The sequence below is a fragment of the Myroides marinus genome, assembly GCF_900109075.1.
GTDB lineage: Bacteria > Bacteroidota > Bacteroidia > Flavobacteriales > Flavobacteriaceae > Flavobacterium > Flavobacterium marinum_A.
On sequence record NZ_FNYS01000001.1, the window covers coordinates 272,474 to 289,913 of the forward strand.

At 35.0% G+C, this 17,440-nt stretch carries 19 protein-coding genes; 5 read left to right on the forward strand and 14 right to left on the reverse strand.

The features are described from left to right. Positions 1-90 precede the first annotated feature (90 nt). Together pckA and BMX53_RS01250 are read right to left on the reverse strand one after the other, a co-directional pair. Positions 91-1,704, reverse strand: a complete 1,614-nt coding sequence (pckA, locus tag BMX53_RS01245; protein ID WP_080752477.1) for a phosphoenolpyruvate carboxykinase (ATP) — start codon at positions 1,702-1,704, stop codon at positions 91-93. A 74-nt stretch (positions 1,705-1,778) separates the two neighbouring features. Then, positions 1,779-2,174: a DUF423 domain-containing protein gene (locus BMX53_RS01250; protein WP_038984910.1), complete on the reverse strand. Its 396-nt coding sequence runs from the start codon at positions 2,172-2,174 to the stop codon at positions 1,779-1,781. Between the two features lie 115 nt (positions 2,175-2,289). Between BMX53_RS01250 and BMX53_RS01255 the strand changes: the two genes are divergently transcribed. Further along, positions 2,290-3,645: a saccharopine dehydrogenase family protein gene (locus BMX53_RS01255; RefSeq protein ID WP_074744235.1), complete on the forward strand. Its 1,356-nt coding sequence runs from the start codon at positions 2,290-2,292 to the stop codon at positions 3,643-3,645. Between the two features lie 54 nt (positions 3,646-3,699). On the opposite strand, the gene BMX53_RS01260 is transcribed toward BMX53_RS01255, so the two are convergent. The 4 genes from BMX53_RS01260 to BMX53_RS01275 all read right to left on the reverse strand — a co-directional run bounded on the left by BMX53_RS01260 (position 3,700) and on the right by BMX53_RS01275 (position 8,300). Beyond that, the gene (locus BMX53_RS01260; RefSeq protein ID WP_063175163.1) at positions 3,700-5,385 is read right to left on the reverse strand and encodes an ABC transporter ATP-binding protein; all 1,686 of its coding nucleotides are present in this window, start codon (positions 5,383-5,385) and stop codon (positions 3,700-3,702) included. A 125-nt stretch (positions 5,386-5,510) separates the two neighbouring features. Then, positions 5,511-5,960 (reverse strand): OsmC family protein, encoded by a 450-nt coding sequence (locus BMX53_RS01265; RefSeq protein ID WP_038984916.1) that lies wholly within the window; start codon positions 5,958-5,960, stop codon positions 5,511-5,513. Between the two features lie 465 nt (positions 5,961-6,425). Further along, on the reverse strand, positions 6,426-7,139 hold the full coding sequence (locus BMX53_RS01270) for a 3'-5' exonuclease (RefSeq protein WP_063175162.1): 714 nt from the start codon (positions 7,137-7,139) through the stop codon (positions 6,426-6,428). A gap of 3 nt (positions 7,140-7,142) precedes the next feature. Further along, positions 7,143-8,300: a serine hydrolase domain-containing protein gene (locus BMX53_RS01275; protein WP_063175161.1), complete on the reverse strand. Its 1,158-nt coding sequence runs from the start codon at positions 8,298-8,300 to the stop codon at positions 7,143-7,145. Positions 8,301-9,127: 827 nt separating this feature from the next. Between BMX53_RS01275 and BMX53_RS01280 the strand changes: the two genes are divergently transcribed. Further along, positions 9,128-9,769 carry an O-methyltransferase gene (locus BMX53_RS01280; RefSeq protein ID WP_038984919.1) on the forward strand — a complete coding sequence of 214 codons (642 nt, stop codon included), beginning with the start codon at positions 9,128-9,130 and terminating at the stop codon, positions 9,767-9,769. Positions 9,770-9,814: 45 nt separating this feature from the next. On the opposite strand, the gene BMX53_RS01285 is transcribed toward BMX53_RS01280, so the two are convergent. The 7 genes from BMX53_RS01285 to BMX53_RS01315 all read right to left on the reverse strand — a co-directional run bounded on the left by BMX53_RS01285 (position 9,815) and on the right by BMX53_RS01315 (position 14,813). After that, positions 9,815-10,378 carry a phosphatase PAP2 family protein gene (locus BMX53_RS01285; protein ID WP_063175160.1) on the reverse strand — a complete coding sequence of 188 codons (564 nt, stop codon included), beginning with the start codon at positions 10,376-10,378 and terminating at the stop codon, positions 9,815-9,817. Next, a complete protein-coding gene (locus tag BMX53_RS01290) occupies positions 10,378-10,695 on the reverse strand; it encodes a Sec-independent protein translocase subunit TatA/TatB (protein ID WP_038984921.1) in 318 nt (105 codons plus the stop codon). Before BMX53_RS01290 ends, BMX53_RS01285 begins: the two co-directional genes overlap by 1 nt. Before the next feature lie 85 nt (positions 10,696-10,780). Continuing rightward, complete coding sequence (locus tag BMX53_RS01295; protein ID WP_244154460.1) at positions 10,781-11,542, reverse strand: hypothetical protein; 762 nt, start codon at positions 11,540-11,542, stop codon at positions 10,781-10,783. A gap of 86 nt (positions 11,543-11,628) precedes the next feature. Next, positions 11,629-12,384 carry a hypothetical protein gene (locus BMX53_RS01300; RefSeq protein WP_074744239.1) on the reverse strand — a complete coding sequence of 252 codons (756 nt, stop codon included), beginning with the start codon at positions 12,382-12,384 and terminating at the stop codon, positions 11,629-11,631. An 80-nt stretch (positions 12,385-12,464) separates the two neighbouring features. Then, positions 12,465-13,211, reverse strand: coding sequence for a hypothetical protein (locus BMX53_RS01305; protein WP_074744241.1), 747 nt, complete (start codon positions 13,209-13,211; stop codon positions 12,465-12,467). 6 nt (positions 13,212-13,217) lie between these two features. Then, the gene (locus BMX53_RS01310) at positions 13,218-13,979 is read right to left on the reverse strand and encodes a hypothetical protein (RefSeq protein WP_074744243.1); all 762 of its coding nucleotides are present in this window, start codon (positions 13,977-13,979) and stop codon (positions 13,218-13,220) included. Between the two features lie 66 nt (positions 13,980-14,045). Next, a complete protein-coding gene (locus BMX53_RS01315) occupies positions 14,046-14,813 on the reverse strand; it encodes a hypothetical protein (RefSeq protein ID WP_074744245.1) in 768 nt (255 codons plus the stop codon). Positions 14,814-14,904: 91 nt separating this feature from the next. Between BMX53_RS01315 and pepE the strand changes: the two genes are divergently transcribed. Next, positions 14,905-15,612: a dipeptidase PepE gene (gene pepE / locus BMX53_RS01320; RefSeq protein ID WP_074744247.1), complete on the forward strand. Its 708-nt coding sequence runs from the start codon at positions 14,905-14,907 to the stop codon at positions 15,610-15,612. A gap of 138 nt (positions 15,613-15,750) precedes the next feature. Here pepE and BMX53_RS01325 read toward each other — a convergent pair whose 3' ends face one another. After that, the gene (locus BMX53_RS01325; protein WP_074744249.1) at positions 15,751-16,287 is read right to left on the reverse strand and encodes an immunoglobulin-like domain-containing protein; all 537 of its coding nucleotides are present in this window, start codon (positions 16,285-16,287) and stop codon (positions 15,751-15,753) included. A 272-nt stretch (positions 16,288-16,559) separates the two neighbouring features. Between BMX53_RS01325 and rplM the strand changes: the two genes are divergently transcribed. After that, on the forward strand, positions 16,560-17,015 hold the full coding sequence (rplM, locus tag BMX53_RS01330; protein ID WP_038985154.1) for a 50S ribosomal protein L13: 456 nt from the start codon (positions 16,560-16,562) through the stop codon (positions 17,013-17,015). Then, positions 17,015-17,401: a 30S ribosomal protein S9 gene (rpsI, locus tag BMX53_RS01335; RefSeq protein ID WP_038984933.1), complete on the forward strand. Its 387-nt coding sequence runs from the start codon at positions 17,015-17,017 to the stop codon at positions 17,399-17,401. Before rplM ends, rpsI begins: the two co-directional genes overlap by 1 nt. Positions 17,402-17,440: the final 39 nt, after the last annotated feature.

Genomic DNA, 17,440 nt, shown 5'->3' on the forward strand with positions numbered 1-17,440 from the left:
TAAAAAAGGCAATCTAGAAAGATATACCCACAAAAAAAGGAGATGACATAATCATCTCCTTTTGATTTATATAAAATATATGATATTCTATTATAATTGAGGTCCAGCAGCTACTAATGCTTTTCCTTCTTCATTGTTTGAGTACAATTTAAAGTTCTCAACGAATAAAGCAGCTAAATCTTTTGCTTTCTCTTCCCACTCAGCAGCATTGTCATAAGTGTTACGAGGATCTAAGATGTTAGTATCTACTCCTTCTAAAGCTGTAGGAACAGCGAAGTTGTAAATAGGAACAATCGTAGTCTCAGCATTCTCGATAGAACCATCTAAGATACGGTCGATAATAGCTCTAGTATCTTTAATAGAGATACGTTTACCAGTACCATTCCATCCAGTGTTCACCATATAAGCTGTAGCATTGTGCTCTTCCATTTTCTTAACTAATTCTTCACCGTATTGAGTTGGGTGTAGAGATAAGAAAGCTTTACCGAAACAAGCAGAGAATGTAGGCTCTGGTTTAGTTACTCCACGCTCAGTACCAGCTAACTTAGCTGTAAATCCTGATAAGAAGTAATATTTAGTTTGCTCTGGAGTCAATTTAGAAACTGGAGGCATAACACCAAAAGCATCTGCAGTTAAGAAGATAACTTTAGTCGCATGTCCAGCTTTAGATACCGGCTTAACGATATTGTCAATATGGTTGATAGGGTAAGATACACGTGTATTTTGTGTAACAGAACCATCGTTGAAGTCAATAATTCCATTAGCATCTACAGTAACGTTTTCTAATAAAGCGTCACGACGAATAGCACCATAAATATCTGGCTCATTCTCTTTGCTTAAGCTAATAGTCTTAGCATAACAACCTCCTTCAAAGTTGAATACTCCTTCATCATCCCATCCGTGCTCATCATCTCCGATTAACTCACGTTTAGGATCTGTTGATAAAGTTGTTTTTCCTGTTCCTGATAATCCAAAGAATACAGCAACATCACCATCTTTACCTTTGTTTGCAGAACAGTGCATTGCAGCCATTCCTTGAAGAGGTAAATAGTAGTTCATCATAGCGAACATACCTTTTTTCATCTCTCCACCGTACCAAGTACCTCCAATAACTTGGATTTTCTCAGTTAAGTTAAATGCTACATAAACCTCAGAATTTAATCCGTAGTTTTTATAGTCTTTAAATGAAGTTTTAGAACCGTTCATTACTACGAAGTCTGGCTCACCGAAGTTAGCTAACTCTTCTGCAGTTGGACGGATAAACATATTTGTTACGAAGTGCGCTTGCCACGCTACTTCCATGATAAATCTTACTTTTAAACGAGTGTTCTCGTTAGCCCCACAAAACGCATCAACAACGAATAATCTTTTCCCTGATAACTGATTAACTGTGTTTTCTTTTAATGCAGCCCAAGTTTTGTTGTCAATTGGTTTGTTATCATTTGGAGATTCTGGAGAATTCCACCATACAGTGTTTTCTGTAACTGAATCTTTAACGATGTACTTATCTTTAGGAGAACGTCCTGTAAACTCTCCAGTCATTACGTTAACTGCACCTAGCTCAGTTACTACTCCTTTATCGTACCCTGATAAGTTTGGGTTAGTCTCTTCATTATATAAAACGTCGTACGAAGGATTATAGATTACCTCTACAACATCTTTAATACCATATTTTTCCAGTGAAATTGATTCAGAAATATCCATTTTCATTATTTAGGTTGTGTATTAATTTGTTTGCAAACTTAGAAATAAATTTAAAATATAAATATACAAAAGAATTATTTAATCGCATTTTTACCTTTATACGCCTGTATACCAGCATATAACCATGCAATAATAAACAGTACCCCACCCACAGGTGTAATAGGCCCAATAAATCTTAAGTTAATGGAAATCATATCTTTAAAAGTCAAAAGATAGATAGATCCGGAGAAGAACAATATACCAAACAAAACCAGATACATAGCTGTTTTTTTAGCCTTGTCTGAAAAATAACTGCTCATTCCTATAAAAAGTAAAAAAAAGGCATGATACATTTGGTAACGTACTCCTACTTCAAAAGTTAGTACCTGAGCTTCTGAAACAACTTTTTTCAGTCCATGAGCTCCAAATGCTCCTAACATTATTCCGATAGCACCAATTAATGCTGCAATAAAAACAACTTTTCGTCCCATTTATTTTTCTTTCAAATATACAACTTATCACTCAATTAGCACATCATAATTTTTGTACAATTTTATCTCAATATTGAACAGCTATTTTGTATATTGAAAAACCAACTAAAATATTATGACCAAAGAAATTTTAATAGTAGGAGCAGGTAGATCCAGCTCTTCATTAATCAAGTATCTCTTAGACAAGTCAAAAGAAGAGAACTTACATCTTACCATAGGTGACTTATCCCTTGAGTCTGCCCAACAGAAGGCAATGAATCATCCAAATGCAACTCCAATTGCTTTTGACCTATTCAACGAATCTGAACGACAAGCATTAGTACAGAAAGCAGACATTGTAGTCTCTATGTTACCAGCTATATTACACGTTGAGTTAGCTAAGGATTGTGTTAGATATAAAAAACATATGGTTACAGCTTCTTACATCAGTCCTGCTATGCAAGAACTAAATGAAGAAGTAACAGCTAACAATCTTATTTTCATGAACGAAATAGGTCTAGACCCAGGTATAGACCACATGAGTGCCATGAAAATTATACATGACATTAAAAACAAAGGAGGTAAAGTCATCTCTTTTGAATCTTTTTGCGGCGGACTTATCGCTCCTGAATCAGACACCAATCTTTGGAATTACAAATTCACTTGGAACCCTCGTAACGTAGTACTTGCAGGACAAGGTGGAGCAGCTAAATTCCTACAAGAAGGACAATACAAGTATATCCCATATAACAAAGTCTTTAGACGTACAGAGTTCCTAAACGTAGATGGTTATGGAAAGTTTGAAGCATATGCCAATAGAGATTCTTTAAAATATAAAGACATTTATGGACTAGATGACGCCCGTACAATATTTAGAGGAACGATACGAAGAGTAGGGTACTCTAGAGCGTGGAATCTATTCGTAGAATTAGGTATCACAGATGACAGTTATAAAATAGACAACTCTGAAGAAATGACTTACAGAGAGTTTATCAACTCCTATCTACCATACCATCCTACCGACACAGTCGAAACCAAACTAAGACTCGCTCTTGGCATTGACCAAGATGATATTATGTGGGACAAATTATTAGAACTTGATTTATTTAACCCAACCAAAAAAATAGGGTTAAAACAAGCTACTCCTGCACAGATCTTAGAGAAGATACTAAGTGACTCTTGGACATTAGATCCTGACGATAAAGACATGATTGTTATGTATCACCGTATTGGATATGAACTACATGGAGAAAAGAAACAAATAGATTCACGCATGGTATGTCTTGGAGATAATCAAGTATATACTGCCATGGCTAAAACAGTAGGATTACCAGTAGCCATAGCTACACTAAAAATACTAAAGGGAATCATCACTACACCAGGTGTACAGATGCCTATCACCGAAGATGTATACGAACCTATTCTAAAAGAATTAGAAAACTATGGTATTAACTTCGTTGAGGATGAAGTTCCATACTCTGGTTTTAATTAAACCTAAATGTATACTAAAATAATAAAGGCTCCTTATGTAGGAGCCTTTATTATTTTATTTAGGTATCGAACTGATCAATCCTTTTGTATATGTTGTCTTAGGATTGGCATATAATTCATCAGCCTCACCTATTTCTTCTATTCTTCCCTTATTCATCACCATCACGTTATCTGACATATACTTCACTACAGATAAGTCGTGCGATATAAAAATATACGTGAAGTTATAATTGTCCTTTAAGTCATTAAGTAAGTTAAGTACCTGTGCTTGCACAGATATATCCAGAGCAGACACAGACTCATCACATATAATAAGCTTTGGTTGTACAGCTATAGTTCTCGCTATACCTATACGTTGTCTTTGTCCACCTGAGAACTCATGTGGATATCTACTAAACACAGTCTCATCTAACCCTACTCGATATAATATTTCTATAACCTTCCCTCTTCGATCTGCATCATTATTACCAATCTTATGTACCTTCATTGGTTCCATAATAGCCTGCCCAACTGTAAGTCTAGGGTTTAATGAAGAATACGGATCCTGAAAAATGATCTGTATATCCTTTCTAAACACTCTAAACTCCTTGGATGACAGCTTCGTAATATCCTGTCCTTTATAGAATATTTGCCCTTTAGTAGCTCTATCCAGTTGTAAGATTACATTACCTAGTGTAGACTTACCACAACCACTCTCTCCTACTAGCCCAAGAGTTTCTCCCTCATACACATTAAAGCTAATATCTTGTAATGCATGGAATATCCCTTTTTTAAACAGCCCTCCATTTATCACATAATCCTTAAATACACTGCGTATTTCTAACAAAGGCGCTTGACTATATAAAGCAACCAACTTATTCTTGCGATTCTCAGGAGTCACCACCTCTTTAACCACCTTATTATTTAGAAAATCACCTATAGTAGACAATCTTTTTAATCGCTCTGTCAGCGAAGGCCGTGATGCTACTAAAGCTTGAGTATAGACATCTTGAGGATGATTAAACACATCAGTAGCTCCACCCTGTTCCACTATATCTCCTTTATACATCACTAATATGCGATCACTAATAGACAACACTAGATTAAGGTCATGAGAGATAAATAATATACTCATATTATTATCTTTCTGCAAATCCTTCAGTAGATTAATGATTTCATTTTGTACCGTTACATCTAGAGCAGTAGTAGGCTCATCAGCTATAAGCAACTTAGGCTTACATGCCACAGCCATAGCTATCATTACTCTTTGCTTCTGTCCACCAGATATCTGATGTGGATATTTACTATAAACTTGGTTTGGATTAGGTAATTTAACTCTCTCAAAAAGGCGTAACACCTCATCTTTTAAATCTTTACCCCTAAGAGAAGTGTGTTCGCGTAATATCTCCGCTACTTGCTCTCCACATGTGATTGAAGGATTTAGAGCACTCATAGGTTCTTGGAATATCATAGATATTTGTGCTCCGCGTAGTAAGCGAAACTCTCTATCTGTATAATGCGTAATATCTTTCCCTTCAAAAATAATATTACCAGAAGCTATCTGAGAAATCTCTCTAGGCAATAGCCCCATTAATGCAAGTGATGTAACTGACTTACCAGAACCAGATTCTCCTACTACACCGAGAATTTCATTAGAATAGATATCAAAAGAACTCTTCTTGATAATAGTATTCCATGATTTCTCTTTCAGAAAATCAATTTGTAAATCCCTTACAGATAATATAGGTGTCTCTTCTTTCATTTGTATATTCAGTACGATCACTAGAATAACAAAAATATATAATAATTGTGATATAGTATAAGCTATCTAATAAACTAATTAAACATCTATACTATACCACAATTGTTATAGAATATACAGACATACTAAGCTACTTTTACTTCATCATATTCCTTGACTAACGTAACGATAGTAGGAGTTTTTTCTTTAAAATTTGCAAACATTGGGCAAGCTGATTTCACAGCGTCTAACCATTCTTTTAGCAACACGATAGATGCCTCAGAAGTAGGTTTTACCACTACGTCTACTCTATTAAAGTGATCTAAGTTATCTTTTTCGAAGCCTTCACCTTTGATTACACCAGACACTTCTATCTGAATAGACTTAAGGTTTAGCCCTAAAGTATTACCGATTAGTTTACCCACAGCATGGATACTACCCGCTAACTTAGCTAATAATAATTCTGCAGAGTCCGCATTAACGTCTCTAACTAATTCTCTCCCATCTTTCACTGTGAAAGAGTAGTTGGCTGTTTTTACAGCGAATTGTTGCTCTCTCACAGAGAACCCCAAAACTTTTAAAACTTTACTTTCCATTTTTTTGTAAGTATTATATATTAAACCATAAAAAAAGGTCCTTTTAGTAGTATATACCAAAAGGACCTTTTCATTTCTTTATCATTACATATCAAATATTGTAAATCAGAAGCAGCAATCACTCTTGGTAACGTATGTCCACATCGAACGCACAGGAATACAAATTCCCTTATATGACGTTGACGTTATGTGATTAAAGACTAAATTCATTACTCTATTATTTATGTTGTTATTATTTTAAAAAAAAAGCCCCTGTAGAGGTACAGAGGCTTAATAAATATTATTAATTATTCAAAAGTACCCTATACCACAAAATATGCAATCTTACATAAGACTACAGACTTCATCGAATAAACCGTATTTGAATAAATTATTTGCATTATTATCTCTTTATTTACAGTCAAAAATAGGAAAAATATATTTTAACACCAAACACTAACCAATGTTTTTTAACTATTCCTTAACCTAAACAGATAATATCTCTTCAAAACTTAGCAATTCCTCTCGCTTAAACCTAAGCAAAACCTGTGCCACAGCTACTACGTCTTTCTCACAGTACACTATAATTCTGTCGATATTATTATCCTCATAGTACACTTTTGCCACTTCACTACCGTCTATATCATCTTTTGGTGAAGGAATATCAAGAATTCTAGTCAAAAGCTTTAAAGATGTAAAATTTTTATAATCTCCGATTTTCCATAACTCCATGGTATCTAGATGATTTACTTCCCACGGTTTTTTCCCAAACATACACAACTTATTGGGGATTTTTACCCCATTTATCAACATTCTTCTAACCACAAATGGGATATCAAACTCCCTGATATTGTGACCACATAGCATGCGACTAGGATCTCTAAAGTATCCCTCAATTAGATTAGAAAACTCTTCTAACAATACTCTCTCTTCACCAGCAAAAGACTTAACCCTAAACTGCCTGTCTCCATTCTTATAAGTAAAGTATCCCACAGAGATACAAACCACCTTACCAAACTCTGCCCAAATACCAGCTCGCTCATAAAACTCACTTGCTGTCTGACCATCCTTGCGTTGATAAGCCGTTTTGATATCAAACAATTCCTGCATCTCTTCATCCAACTCATCATAACTACTACTTACAGGAACAGTCTCTATATCAAAAAACAACAGGCTATCTAACTCTAAACTACTCAGCATATCCTACTTTCTTTGGTCTAGCATACTATACGCTTCGTCTATATATGTATATAGATCATTGCTGTGAGGATCAGTCTCTGTCTGCACCCCTTTAAGATGCCCTAGGCGTACGATAATCACATTATCCTTAGGAGATACGATAACGAACTGACCTAAGTGACCTCTCATATAGAAGAAATCTTGTCCTCTATAGTTCACTAGCCACCATCCATATCCATACTCAGGAGCATTCTTAAATCGAGGAGTTATAGACTTCTCTATAAACGAACTATCTAATATCTGCTGTCCATTCCACATCCCCTTATCTCTATATAACTTTCCGAATCTAGCGAAGTCTCTAGCATTACTCGTGAAGCAGCAGTATGACTTCTCTACCCCATCTCCTTTATGATCTATCTGCCATAGAGCAGGGTTCTCAGCCCCCATTGGCTTCCAGAAATACTCTGACACATATTCAGACAAAGGTTTACCAGTCGCCTTTTCTAGTACCATAGTTAACAACTCTGTATCTCCACTCTTATAGATAAACTCTTGACCTGGCTTATCCTTTATCTCAAGTCCCAGCATAACACTGCGCAAGTCATCGTCAAAGTATGCTCTAGTCACAATAGAGAATGGGCTATAGTACGCCTCATCCCAATCTAAACCAGATGCCATAGAAGACAAATCTCCTACAGTAATATCATCCTTATATTGTCCTTTTAATTCAGGTAAAAAATCAATCACTTTCTGATCTAAGCTCTTAATCTCCCCTCTCTGTAATGCCTTACCTAGAGCAGCAGACACAATACTCTTAGCCATAGAGAACGAGTTAGTATAAGAGTCTTTATCATACCCATCATAGTAAGCCTCATAAAAGATACTATCATTCTTAATTACTATAAACGCAATAGACTGAAGCTCCTTATGTGTCTTCTCTAGATTCTCACTTGCCTTCACTGTGTTATAATCCTTAGTGAATGCCCACGGTTGTCCTACATCATTCTTAATCTCACGTGTAGGAAAATACTTATAATCATCTAAGAACGCTGTCTTATATCCATTAAAATAAATAGTACGAACCGCAGTGAATAGATAATCCACCTTAAAGATATACATCAATGCTACCACTAATGCGATTATGACTATCAGCCACTTCAGGATTTTCTTTATTACCTTCATAATAGTTTTTAAATAATTGGTTCCTATAAATTTATAAAAATAAATCTCTAAAACTAAGGTTTGAACGTAATGTCTATATAAAGAAATTTAAATTGTGCCTATTCTGAATGCACTATGTGAAAACCCTCGATCCTTATCCACAATAACTTAGGCAAGCCTAATGTCACGTAAGTATTAAGAATCATATAATACGCCATACGAAAAAAGAGAAATTAATCTCTCAATACATTGAAGTAAATAATAAGGAAATACGTTGTCGGCATAAAGCATTATGCCTATAAAGCAAGAAAATACATACACAATAAACCCAACACTTTACCTGCCCTTATTTGGAGATAATGCCCTCTCATGGTTATAATGGTCAATTATGGAGTATTCATTTAAACATAAAATACTGAATATCAGCATTCAATAAAACATAATTTTTAATTTGTTTGGATACTGTTTGGTAACTTCTAGTGTTTACTTGGGTTCAGAGGCTATTTTCAAAACCATACTAAACTCGTACCCAAACCATCTACTAACTATCTGTTGGTGTTTTACTCTATATCACTCTATGTCTTATTTTGAGTAAGTGCGTTATCTCTCCGTGATGAGTCCGTAGTGAGTCCGTTGTTTTGATTAAAACAACGGACTCACTACGGAAATACACCTAACTCAATACTCACTCATCCAACACGAAACAACCACAAAACAGAGATGAGGTAGTAAGTAGCCCACTAACATCAACCCTAAAAACGTTAATACTCATAAATTTACAGTTGTATTTGGCAGACGGTTAATCTAGTTTTATATTTGTGCCCTTAAATAATACTTGAATTACGATTATGCATTTTATATCACCAGAGCTAGAGGATTATGCTGCAAGACACTCAGAAGATGAGCCAGAATTATTAGCAAAACTAGATAAAGAAACTTACCAAAAAGTATTGCAACCTAGAATGTTAAGTGGACATTTTCAAGGTCGTTTTTTAAGTATGATATCTAAGCTAGTCAACCCTCAGCATATATTAGAGGTAGGTACATTCACTGGGTATGCTACATTAAGCTTAGCAGAAGGTCTGAGAGCAGATGGTACCATCGACACTATCGATGTGAATGAAGAACTAGTAGACTTCCAACGCAAGTACTTCGATATGTCTGGATATGGTGAGCAGATCACACAACACTTAGGTAGTGCATTAGACATTATCCCTACGTTAGACAAAAAGTTTGATTTAGTATTTTTAGATGCAGACAAAAAGAATTACACTAACTACTTTCACCTTATCATAGAGAAGATGAACAAGGGGGGAATTATCCTATCTGACAATGTGTTATGGTCAGGGAAGGTAGTCGAAGAGATTAAGTGGAATGACAGAGCTACTATAGAGATAGATCAGTACAATAAATTACTAAAAGAAGATCCTCGTGTAGAGACTATACTCCTACCGATTAGAGATGGGCTTACAGTATCTAGAGTAAGATAAATAAAAAAGGCTTAGAGAACACTCTAAGCCTTTTTTAGTACTGGATTAAACCAGTTTATATTTCTTTTCTAACCATTTAAACAGGTTGTAGAATAAAGTTCCTGTCAGTGTCCCTGCACACATACCTACTAAGATATCTCCAGGGAAGTGTAATGATAAGTATATACGACTATACGCAAATACTAATGGGAATATGAACACTAAGAATGCATACTTATAATATCTTCTCAATAATAAGAATAAGAATAACATAGTAGCAGTAGAGTTAGACGCATGCCCTGAGAAGAAACTGTTAGTACTACTACATTTTACAATTCTCAACATACTCTGTATATCTTCTGTATTACACGGTCTAGGTCTAGCGAAGTATCCCTTTACTAGATTAGTAAACTGATCTGTAAATGCGATAAGTCCAGCTATCACTAACAGTACTACTCCTAGAGTTTTTAGTGATACCTTCTTATAGACTAGGTATAACAGTAGGATATAAAACGGCAACCAATTAAGTTGCTTAGTGATAAATAACCAGAATGGATCATATGTAGTACTTCCTAAATTATTTAGATACACTAATAATTCTTTGTCCCACTGTATAAGTGTCTCTATCATTACAATTGTCTTTTAATAGGTCCAGTGATATTCTCTATATCTTCTTTCTGCTTCTCTACCTCGTTCTGAATATCCTGTAATGGGTTCATATCTTTCATTGGGTTAATGTCCATGTCAAAAGTCTCTGTTATCTCTTTTTTGATACCTGATTCTTCTGCACTTCTATTAATCTCGTGTTTAATATCGTTAGTAGCATTCTTAACCTGAGCCATAAACTTACCAAAAGTACGAGCCATCTCAGGCACTTTATCTGAACCAAATAACATTAAGACTACTAATAATATGAAGAAAATTTCTCCGCCACCGATTCCAAACATAAAGTGTTTTTTATAATTATAAGATTACAAATCTACGAAGTTTATTAAATTTCTGTATAGATTTTCGTATAAACCATTTGTTAAACTATTCTATCTTAGCCTGCTTACCCTTCTCTACCTCCTTCTCATTAATCAATTGGATAAAGTTTAAAGCTAACTCTCCTGTATAACTTGTCACCTTATTAGAGTCTGGTACAGTAGCATTAAGATAAGATGACATCAGCTCATCTGTAGCCACATAATAAGCAAATCCGTTGACATAGTCTTTCGGGATACTGTAATCCTTAATCAGTTTTTCTTCACTTACTATATTCAGGAATTTGTCTTTACGAGTCTCTTGTCGTTCGTAGGCTAACGCTTTCTTAAGCATCTTAGTACGACCAGAAATCATATTAACGATAGCATCTACAGAGATTAGTCCACTACCCGTAGTAGCTGTATATATCTTACGCTCAGCAGGTGTACGTATCTTAGTCCCTTTAGGTACTAATCCTAGAGACTCCGCTGTAATCTTAGTGATTATAATCTCGTCTAACTCATAGTATAGCGAGTTAGGTTCTAATGGGATTAATACTAAGTCACGTTTAAAGTCTATATTATCTAGCTTATGTCTATATCCTAAAAATAACGGCCCCGAAAACATCAAGGTATCATTCTCCTGTGCCTTTATTCTAAAATACCCTCCTTCTCTCGTCATATAAGATTCTCCAGTATTGATATTAGCTACATAGACACCCTCTAGCTGCTTAGTTCTCGCTACAATCTTACCATCTATTATCTTTCTTTCTTGTCCAAATATTGTAGATATGTTCAATATTAGTAGAAAGGCTATAAAAAATCTCATCATTCTGTAATTATTGTTGTAAAAATATCTTATTCTGTACAACGTACAAATTTTACATCTGCAAACTTATGTTAAATAAACTTACATCCCTACCCATTTAAAGGCGAAACTGTTGTAGCAGGTTGCTCTTTTATCATCTCTAAAAATTCAAAGACAATAGGGGTGATAATCTTCTCTAACGCACCCGGATCCATAGGATTTCTATTTAGCATATCTTTTACCTCTGCCTTAGTTACTGCATAGTATACAAAGCTTTCGGTATAGTCACTCGGTATCTTAAAGTAAGTCACTAAACGACTATTATCTACTGCGTCTAAGAACTTCTCTATCCTGCTACCTTCGCGTTCATACTCTAGATTTTTCTTTAATACAGAAGTACGCCCATTTAAAGCATTGACTAATAAATCTAGAGATCCTGTAGTAGCTGTTCTAAGCTTGCGTTCTGCGGGAGTATATTTCTTTCCTATTCCCTCAAAGAGTCCAAGAGAGCCCCCGCTATACTTAGTGATTACGATTTCGTTTAGCTGATTTACTTCATACAATTGTTCTAGAGGAAACAGAACAGGGTTGCGCTTCATATCAAGTTCAGTTACTACATAAGTATATTCGATATGGAAAGGACTAGTAAACTTTAGGGTATCGTTTACTTGACTGTTGATATCAAAATAACCAATCTTATCAGACAGTACAGAGTTACCCTTAGTCTTATTCGTTACTACAATACCTTCTCTACTACCCTCTCGAGTAATAATTCTCCCATGTAACACATCAGTACTCTGCTGCGCTATACTACTTAAATAAATAAGGAAGAAGAAAAGGCACCATAGTGAGTGTGTGCTTTTCATATTAGCAATAGTGTTTAGTAAGGTGATCTGCTCCCCTAATGATAACAGATATAAACTAAAACGAATACTTCTAATAAAAATTATTCTGTTTTATTATTTAACATCTTTTTATCGTCTTGGTTTATCAAGTCTAAAAAGTCGACAGCTAGAGGAGTGATAATTCCTTCTAGATAATGAACATCGACTGGAGTAATAACTAAAGCCTCTTTCACCTTATCATTAAGCACAGCATAGAAAGCAAAACCTTCTGCATAATCATAAGGTATATTAAACTGAGTGGTTAATCTCTCTGGGGGTATATAATCTAAAAACTTCTCTACTCTGAACCCTTCTCTTTCATAAAGCAAGGCTTTTTTCAGCATAGCTGTTCGTCCATTAATCAAGTTGATCAATGGAGTGATAATACCCGAGGTAGCAGAAGCTAACTTTCGCTCTACTGGTGAAGGTCCTTTAGATTTATAAGTATAGATATGACTAGGTTTCTTAGTAATAATAATCTCTTCTAATATCTCACCTGACTTATTTCGTTCTAAAGGAAAGAGCACAGGATCACGATCAAAGTCCGCATCCTTGATTACGTAGGTGTACAGTAAGAAGGTAGGGCTTATAAAGCGAAGTGTATCCATAGCCTGACTATTGATATCAAAATAACCAGCATCATCTGATACTACAAAAATCCCTTTGCTTACATTGATAATCGTAACTCCTTCTTTACTTCCTTCATTGCTAATTATCTTACCATGTAGACTCTTCAAGCCTTGCTGTGCAAAAGCAAAGACGTGAAACAATAAAAACACAACAAATAAGAATGGCTTAGTACAACGCATAATAATCTAATTTTGTTTTACTTCTCTATTAATCAATTCTATAAAATCGAATACGACTGGCGTTAAGAGTTTCTCTAAATATCGAGTATCTACCACGCTAGCATTGAGTATATCCTTAACCTCCTGTTTACTTATCGCATAATAAGCAAAACTATCTACATAATCTATTGGTATCTTATAATATGATACTAAGCGATCTCTACTCACTAGGTCTAGGAGCTTCTCTGTTCTAGTATCTTCCTTCTCATAAGATAATGCTTTTTTAAGCGCCCCAGTCCTTCCATTTAAGTAATTAACAATAGGATCTATTGGCATAACTAACATTCCTCCTCCTGGAGATGTAGTAGCTTTTTTTATCTGACGTTCAGCAGGCGTATATCTCTTGGTAAACTGATTAGTAAACCCTAGTGCATCACTATCTATCTTAGTGATGACAATCTCATCTAATCGATTCATTGAAAACAAGGGTTCTAGTGGAAATAGAACTTGCTTTCTCCCAAGATCAAACTCATTAACTACATAAGCATACTCTATATGATTAGGACTAATAAACTTTAGTGTATCTCCTACCTGACTACCGATATCAAAGTGGCCTAATTTATCTGATAGTACAGATGCGTTCTTAGTTGTATTAATAACAGAAATAGCATCTGCACTGCCACTGCGTACTACTATCTTGCCATATATAACCTCTCCTCTAGTCTGTCCTATACAATAAGGACAAACAAAGAAGATAAATAGACTAAATAGTGGAAAAACACTTCTCATATCTATATTAGGGGATTCAGCTGATATACATCAATAACTAACTATAGTGTAACTTAACTATAATTATTATTTGACTTTAGTATCTATAGATTCTTTGTCTGATTTATTAATTAATTCTATAAACTCAAATACAATCGGTGTTAAGTACCTTTCTAAGTATCGAGTATCTATCACGCTAGCATTAAGCACCTCCTTAACTTCAGGTTTACTTACTGCGTAATATGCAAAACTATCTACATAATCTGCTGGTATCTTATAATAGGACACTAGACGATCTCTACTTACTAAGTCTAAAAGCTTCTCTGTTCTAGTTCCTTCCTTCTCATAAGCTACCGCCTTCTTAAGCATAGCTGTTCTACCTGTAAAGTAATTGACAATAGGATCTACAGGTATAATACCTCCTCCTGTAGTAGCTTTCTTTAGTTGACGCTCAGCAGGAGTATGCCTTTTGGTATATTGATTAGTAATACCTAATGCATCACTATCTATCTTAGTAATCACAATCTCGTCTAACTGATTCATTGTAAATAACGGTTCTAATGGAAAGAGAACAGGGTTTCTCTTTATATCAAATTCATTGACTACATAAGTATACTCTATATAATTAGGACTAATAAACTTTAGTGTATCTCCTACCTGACTACTGATGCTGAAGTAGCCATACTTATCTGATAGTATAGAAGCGTTCTTAGTAGCATTAATAACAGAGATAGCATCTACACTGCCTCTACGTACTACTATCTTTCCGTTTATAAAAGAAGTGTTCTCCTGAGCATATCCGATACTACACCACAGTAGTACCGCTAGACTCAGTAGTCTCAAAAAGTTAATCATTATAGTGTTTTGTTTAGTTAGGTGAACATTTGCCCGATAAAAGACCAATGTTCTATTTAAACGGCTTATTTTTACAAAAATTATTATCCTTATGAAGAATCTAATCATAGCTAGTACATCTACTATATATAATGGTACGTACCTAGAGTACTTATTACCTACATTAAAGGAGCACTTTAAAAACGTATCTACATTATTATTTATACCATACGCACGCCCTAGTGGTATCACTCATGATCAATATACTGATAAGGTGCGTACAGCATTCGCTTCTATAGGAATAGATGTAAAAGGAATTCATGAATATAATAATCCAGTAGAAGCTGTACAGAAAGCAGAAGGTATATTCACAGGTGGTGGTAATACATTCTTATTAGTACAACAACTATATAGAACAAGTGTGCTAGACGCGGTAAAAGAGGCAGTGAATAATGGCACTCCTTATCTAGGGTGTAGTGCAGGGAGCAATATCTGTGGTCTGACTATGGAAACTACTAATGATATGCCTATCGTATATCCACCTTCATTTAAGACATTCGGATTTGTTCCTTTTAACCTTAACCCACATTACCTAGATCCTATCGAAGGCTCTACTCATATGGGAGAGACGAGAGAGACGCGTATTAATGAATTTCACGCATTTAATACTCAACCTGTACTTGGTCTTAGAGAAGGTAGTTGGCTAGAAGTAAAGGGTGATGTGATAATACTGAGAGGTGAGCACCAAGCACGTATCTTCAAACAAAATAAAGCAGCATACGAAGTAGAGACTAATACTGACTTAAGCGATCTGAACTAAACAGATAGGATAGAGTCTATCTAAAATAAATATCCCCCTAATACTGTCTTCTCTTGAAAACAATATTAGGGGATTCTTTTAATATATACATATATCTAAAATACAACTACTACTAACTGAATAAAATCATATAAAGGACTATTCAATAACAATCTCTATATCTTGCTCAAAACGCGCCCATTCAAAACTAAATAATTTACGTATACGATAGACACCTTCATTATAAGACAATTTATCTGAGAATAAATTAATATTAAAAGTCTTACTCTCTCCTATCTTAATACTATCATTCTCCTGTTCAAATGTGATATGAGACATATCTAATAATACCCAATCGTCACCTTCCTTTCTGCTTATCTCATATCCAGGCTCTGATACTATATCCCATTCAGAACTATTAGTCACCACCATCTGTACTACATCAGGTACGGAGCTATATACTAGCTGTGTCGATGTACTGTGCACATGTTCCATGACATTATCTAAACCACTGAATGCTATATCAGGTGGTTGTCTCCACATCATATCCTCATCTGGCACCTCTTCACTATCTACTATAGTCGAATCAGTATCACTTATCGGGTAACTATAAGACTCTTCTGCTTCTTTATCTACACATGCAATAACAGAAAGTAGACCAAGTCCAAACAAAAAAGATGTAATAACTCTTCTCATACACTTAAAATATTAACACCTAAAATACTAAATACCTGACATTTAAACACAGTCAAAGAAAGAAAATACTATAAAAAAAATTAATAGTAAATATTACTTCCTAAAAAGCATATATCACAAGACATGAATGAGTACCGATACGATTGTTAGTCAAACAATTGAGAGCCAATATTTTCGAAAAAAGGAAGTAGAAATTTGTAAAGTACAGAATTAATTGTACTTTTGCACTCCCTTAATTGGGAATGGAATGTTTAATTAAATACAAATTTATTGTGGAAAGTTTAAGCTACAAGACAGTATCGGCTAACAAAGCAACTGCTCAAAAAGAGTGGTTAATTGTTGACGCTGAAGGTCAAAATTTGGGACGTCTTGCTTCTAAAGTTGCAGTACTTTTAAGAGGTAAACACAAACCAAGTTACACACCGCACGTAGACTGTGGAGACAACGTAATCGTTATCAACGCAGAGAAAATCAACCTAACAGGTAACAAATTAGATGACAAGACTTACATCCGTCACACAGGTTACCCAGGAGGACAAAGAGAATTAACTGCTAAAGTAATGCAACAAAAAAACCCTGCATTATTAATCGAGAAAGCAGTAAAAGGAATGTTGCCTAAAAACAAATTAGGAGCACAATTATTCCGTAATTTAAATGTTAATGTAGGTTCTGAGCACAAACATGAAGCTCAACAACCTAAGGCCGTTAATTTAAACGAAATTAAGTAATGGGAGTTATTCACAAAATCGGTAGAAGAAAAACCGCTGTTGCTCGTGTTTACGTTTCAGAAGGAACAGGAAACATCACAGTTAACAAAAAAGATTTTAAAACTTATTTCCCAACTGGTACATTACAGTACAAAGTATTACAGCCACTTTCAATGACTGAAAACGCTGAGAACTTTGACGTAAAAGTAAATGTATACGGTGGAGGAACAACAGGACAAGCTGAAGCAGTGCGTATGGCTATCGCTAGAGCAATGTGTGAACTTGATGTTGAGAACAGAGCAATCTTAAAACCAGAAGGATTACTTACTCGTGACCCTCGTATGGTTGAGCGTAAGAAATTCGGTCAGAAGAAAGCTCGTAAGAGATTCCAATTCTCTAAACGTTAATATTTATTTATTATTAAAAATCTGGGTTTTTGTTGCCCC

Excerpts from the sequence above, each read along its gene's own strand:
- BMX53_RS01280 (WP_038984919.1), top strand. The coding sequence starts at position 9,128 with ATGCATTTTATATCACCAGAGCTAGAGGATTATGCTGCAAGACACTCA.
- BMX53_RS01305 (WP_074744241.1), bottom strand. The coding sequence starts at position 13,211 with ATGCGTTGTACTAAGCCATTCTTATTTGTTGTGTTTTTATTGTTTCAC.
- BMX53_RS01265 (WP_038984916.1), bottom strand. The coding sequence starts at position 5,960 with ATGGAAAGTAAAGTTTTAAAAGTTTTGGGGTTCTCTGTGAGAGAGCAA.
- BMX53_RS01275 (WP_063175161.1), bottom strand. The coding sequence starts at position 8,300 with ATGAAGGTAATAAAGAAAATCCTGAAGTGGCTGATAGTCATAATCGCA.
- BMX53_RS01260 (WP_063175163.1), bottom strand. The coding sequence starts at position 5,385 with ATGAAAGAAGAGACACCTATATTATCTGTAAGGGATTTACAAATTGAT.
- pepE (WP_074744247.1), top strand. The coding sequence starts at position 14,905 with ATGAAGAATCTAATCATAGCTAGTACATCTACTATATATAATGGTACG.
- BMX53_RS01300 (WP_074744239.1), bottom strand. The coding sequence starts at position 12,384 with ATGAAAAGCACACACTCACTATGGTGCCTTTTCTTCTTCCTTATTTAT.
- BMX53_RS01255 (WP_074744235.1), top strand. The coding sequence starts at position 2,290 with ATGACCAAAGAAATTTTAATAGTAGGAGCAGGTAGATCCAGCTCTTCA.
- pckA (WP_080752477.1), bottom strand. The coding sequence starts at position 1,704 with ATGGATATTTCTGAATCAATTTCACTGGAAAAATATGGTATTAAAGAT.
- BMX53_RS01295 (WP_244154460.1), bottom strand. The coding sequence starts at position 11,542 with ATGATGAGATTTTTTATAGCCTTTCTACTAATATTGAACATATCTACA.
- BMX53_RS01285 (WP_063175160.1), bottom strand. The coding sequence starts at position 10,378 with ATGATAGAGACACTTATACAGTGGGACAAAGAATTATTAGTGTATCTA.
- BMX53_RS01290 (WP_038984921.1), bottom strand. The coding sequence starts at position 10,695 with ATGTTTGGAATCGGTGGCGGAGAAATTTTCTTCATATTATTAGTAGTC.
- BMX53_RS01270 (WP_063175162.1), bottom strand. The coding sequence starts at position 7,139 with ATGCTGAGTAGTTTAGAGTTAGATAGCCTGTTGTTTTTTGATATAGAG.
- rpsI (WP_038984933.1), top strand. The coding sequence starts at position 17,015 with ATGGGAGTTATTCACAAAATCGGTAGAAGAAAAACCGCTGTTGCTCGT.
- BMX53_RS01315 (WP_074744245.1), bottom strand. The coding sequence starts at position 14,813 with ATGATTAACTTTTTGAGACTACTGAGTCTAGCGGTACTACTGTGGTGT.
- BMX53_RS01250 (WP_038984910.1), bottom strand. The coding sequence starts at position 2,174 with ATGGGACGAAAAGTTGTTTTTATTGCAGCATTAATTGGTGCTATCGGA.
- BMX53_RS01310 (WP_074744243.1), bottom strand. The coding sequence starts at position 13,979 with ATGAGAAGTGTTTTTCCACTATTTAGTCTATTTATCTTCTTTGTTTGT.
- BMX53_RS01325 (WP_074744249.1), bottom strand. The coding sequence starts at position 16,287 with ATGAGAAGAGTTATTACATCTTTTTTGTTTGGACTTGGTCTACTTTCT.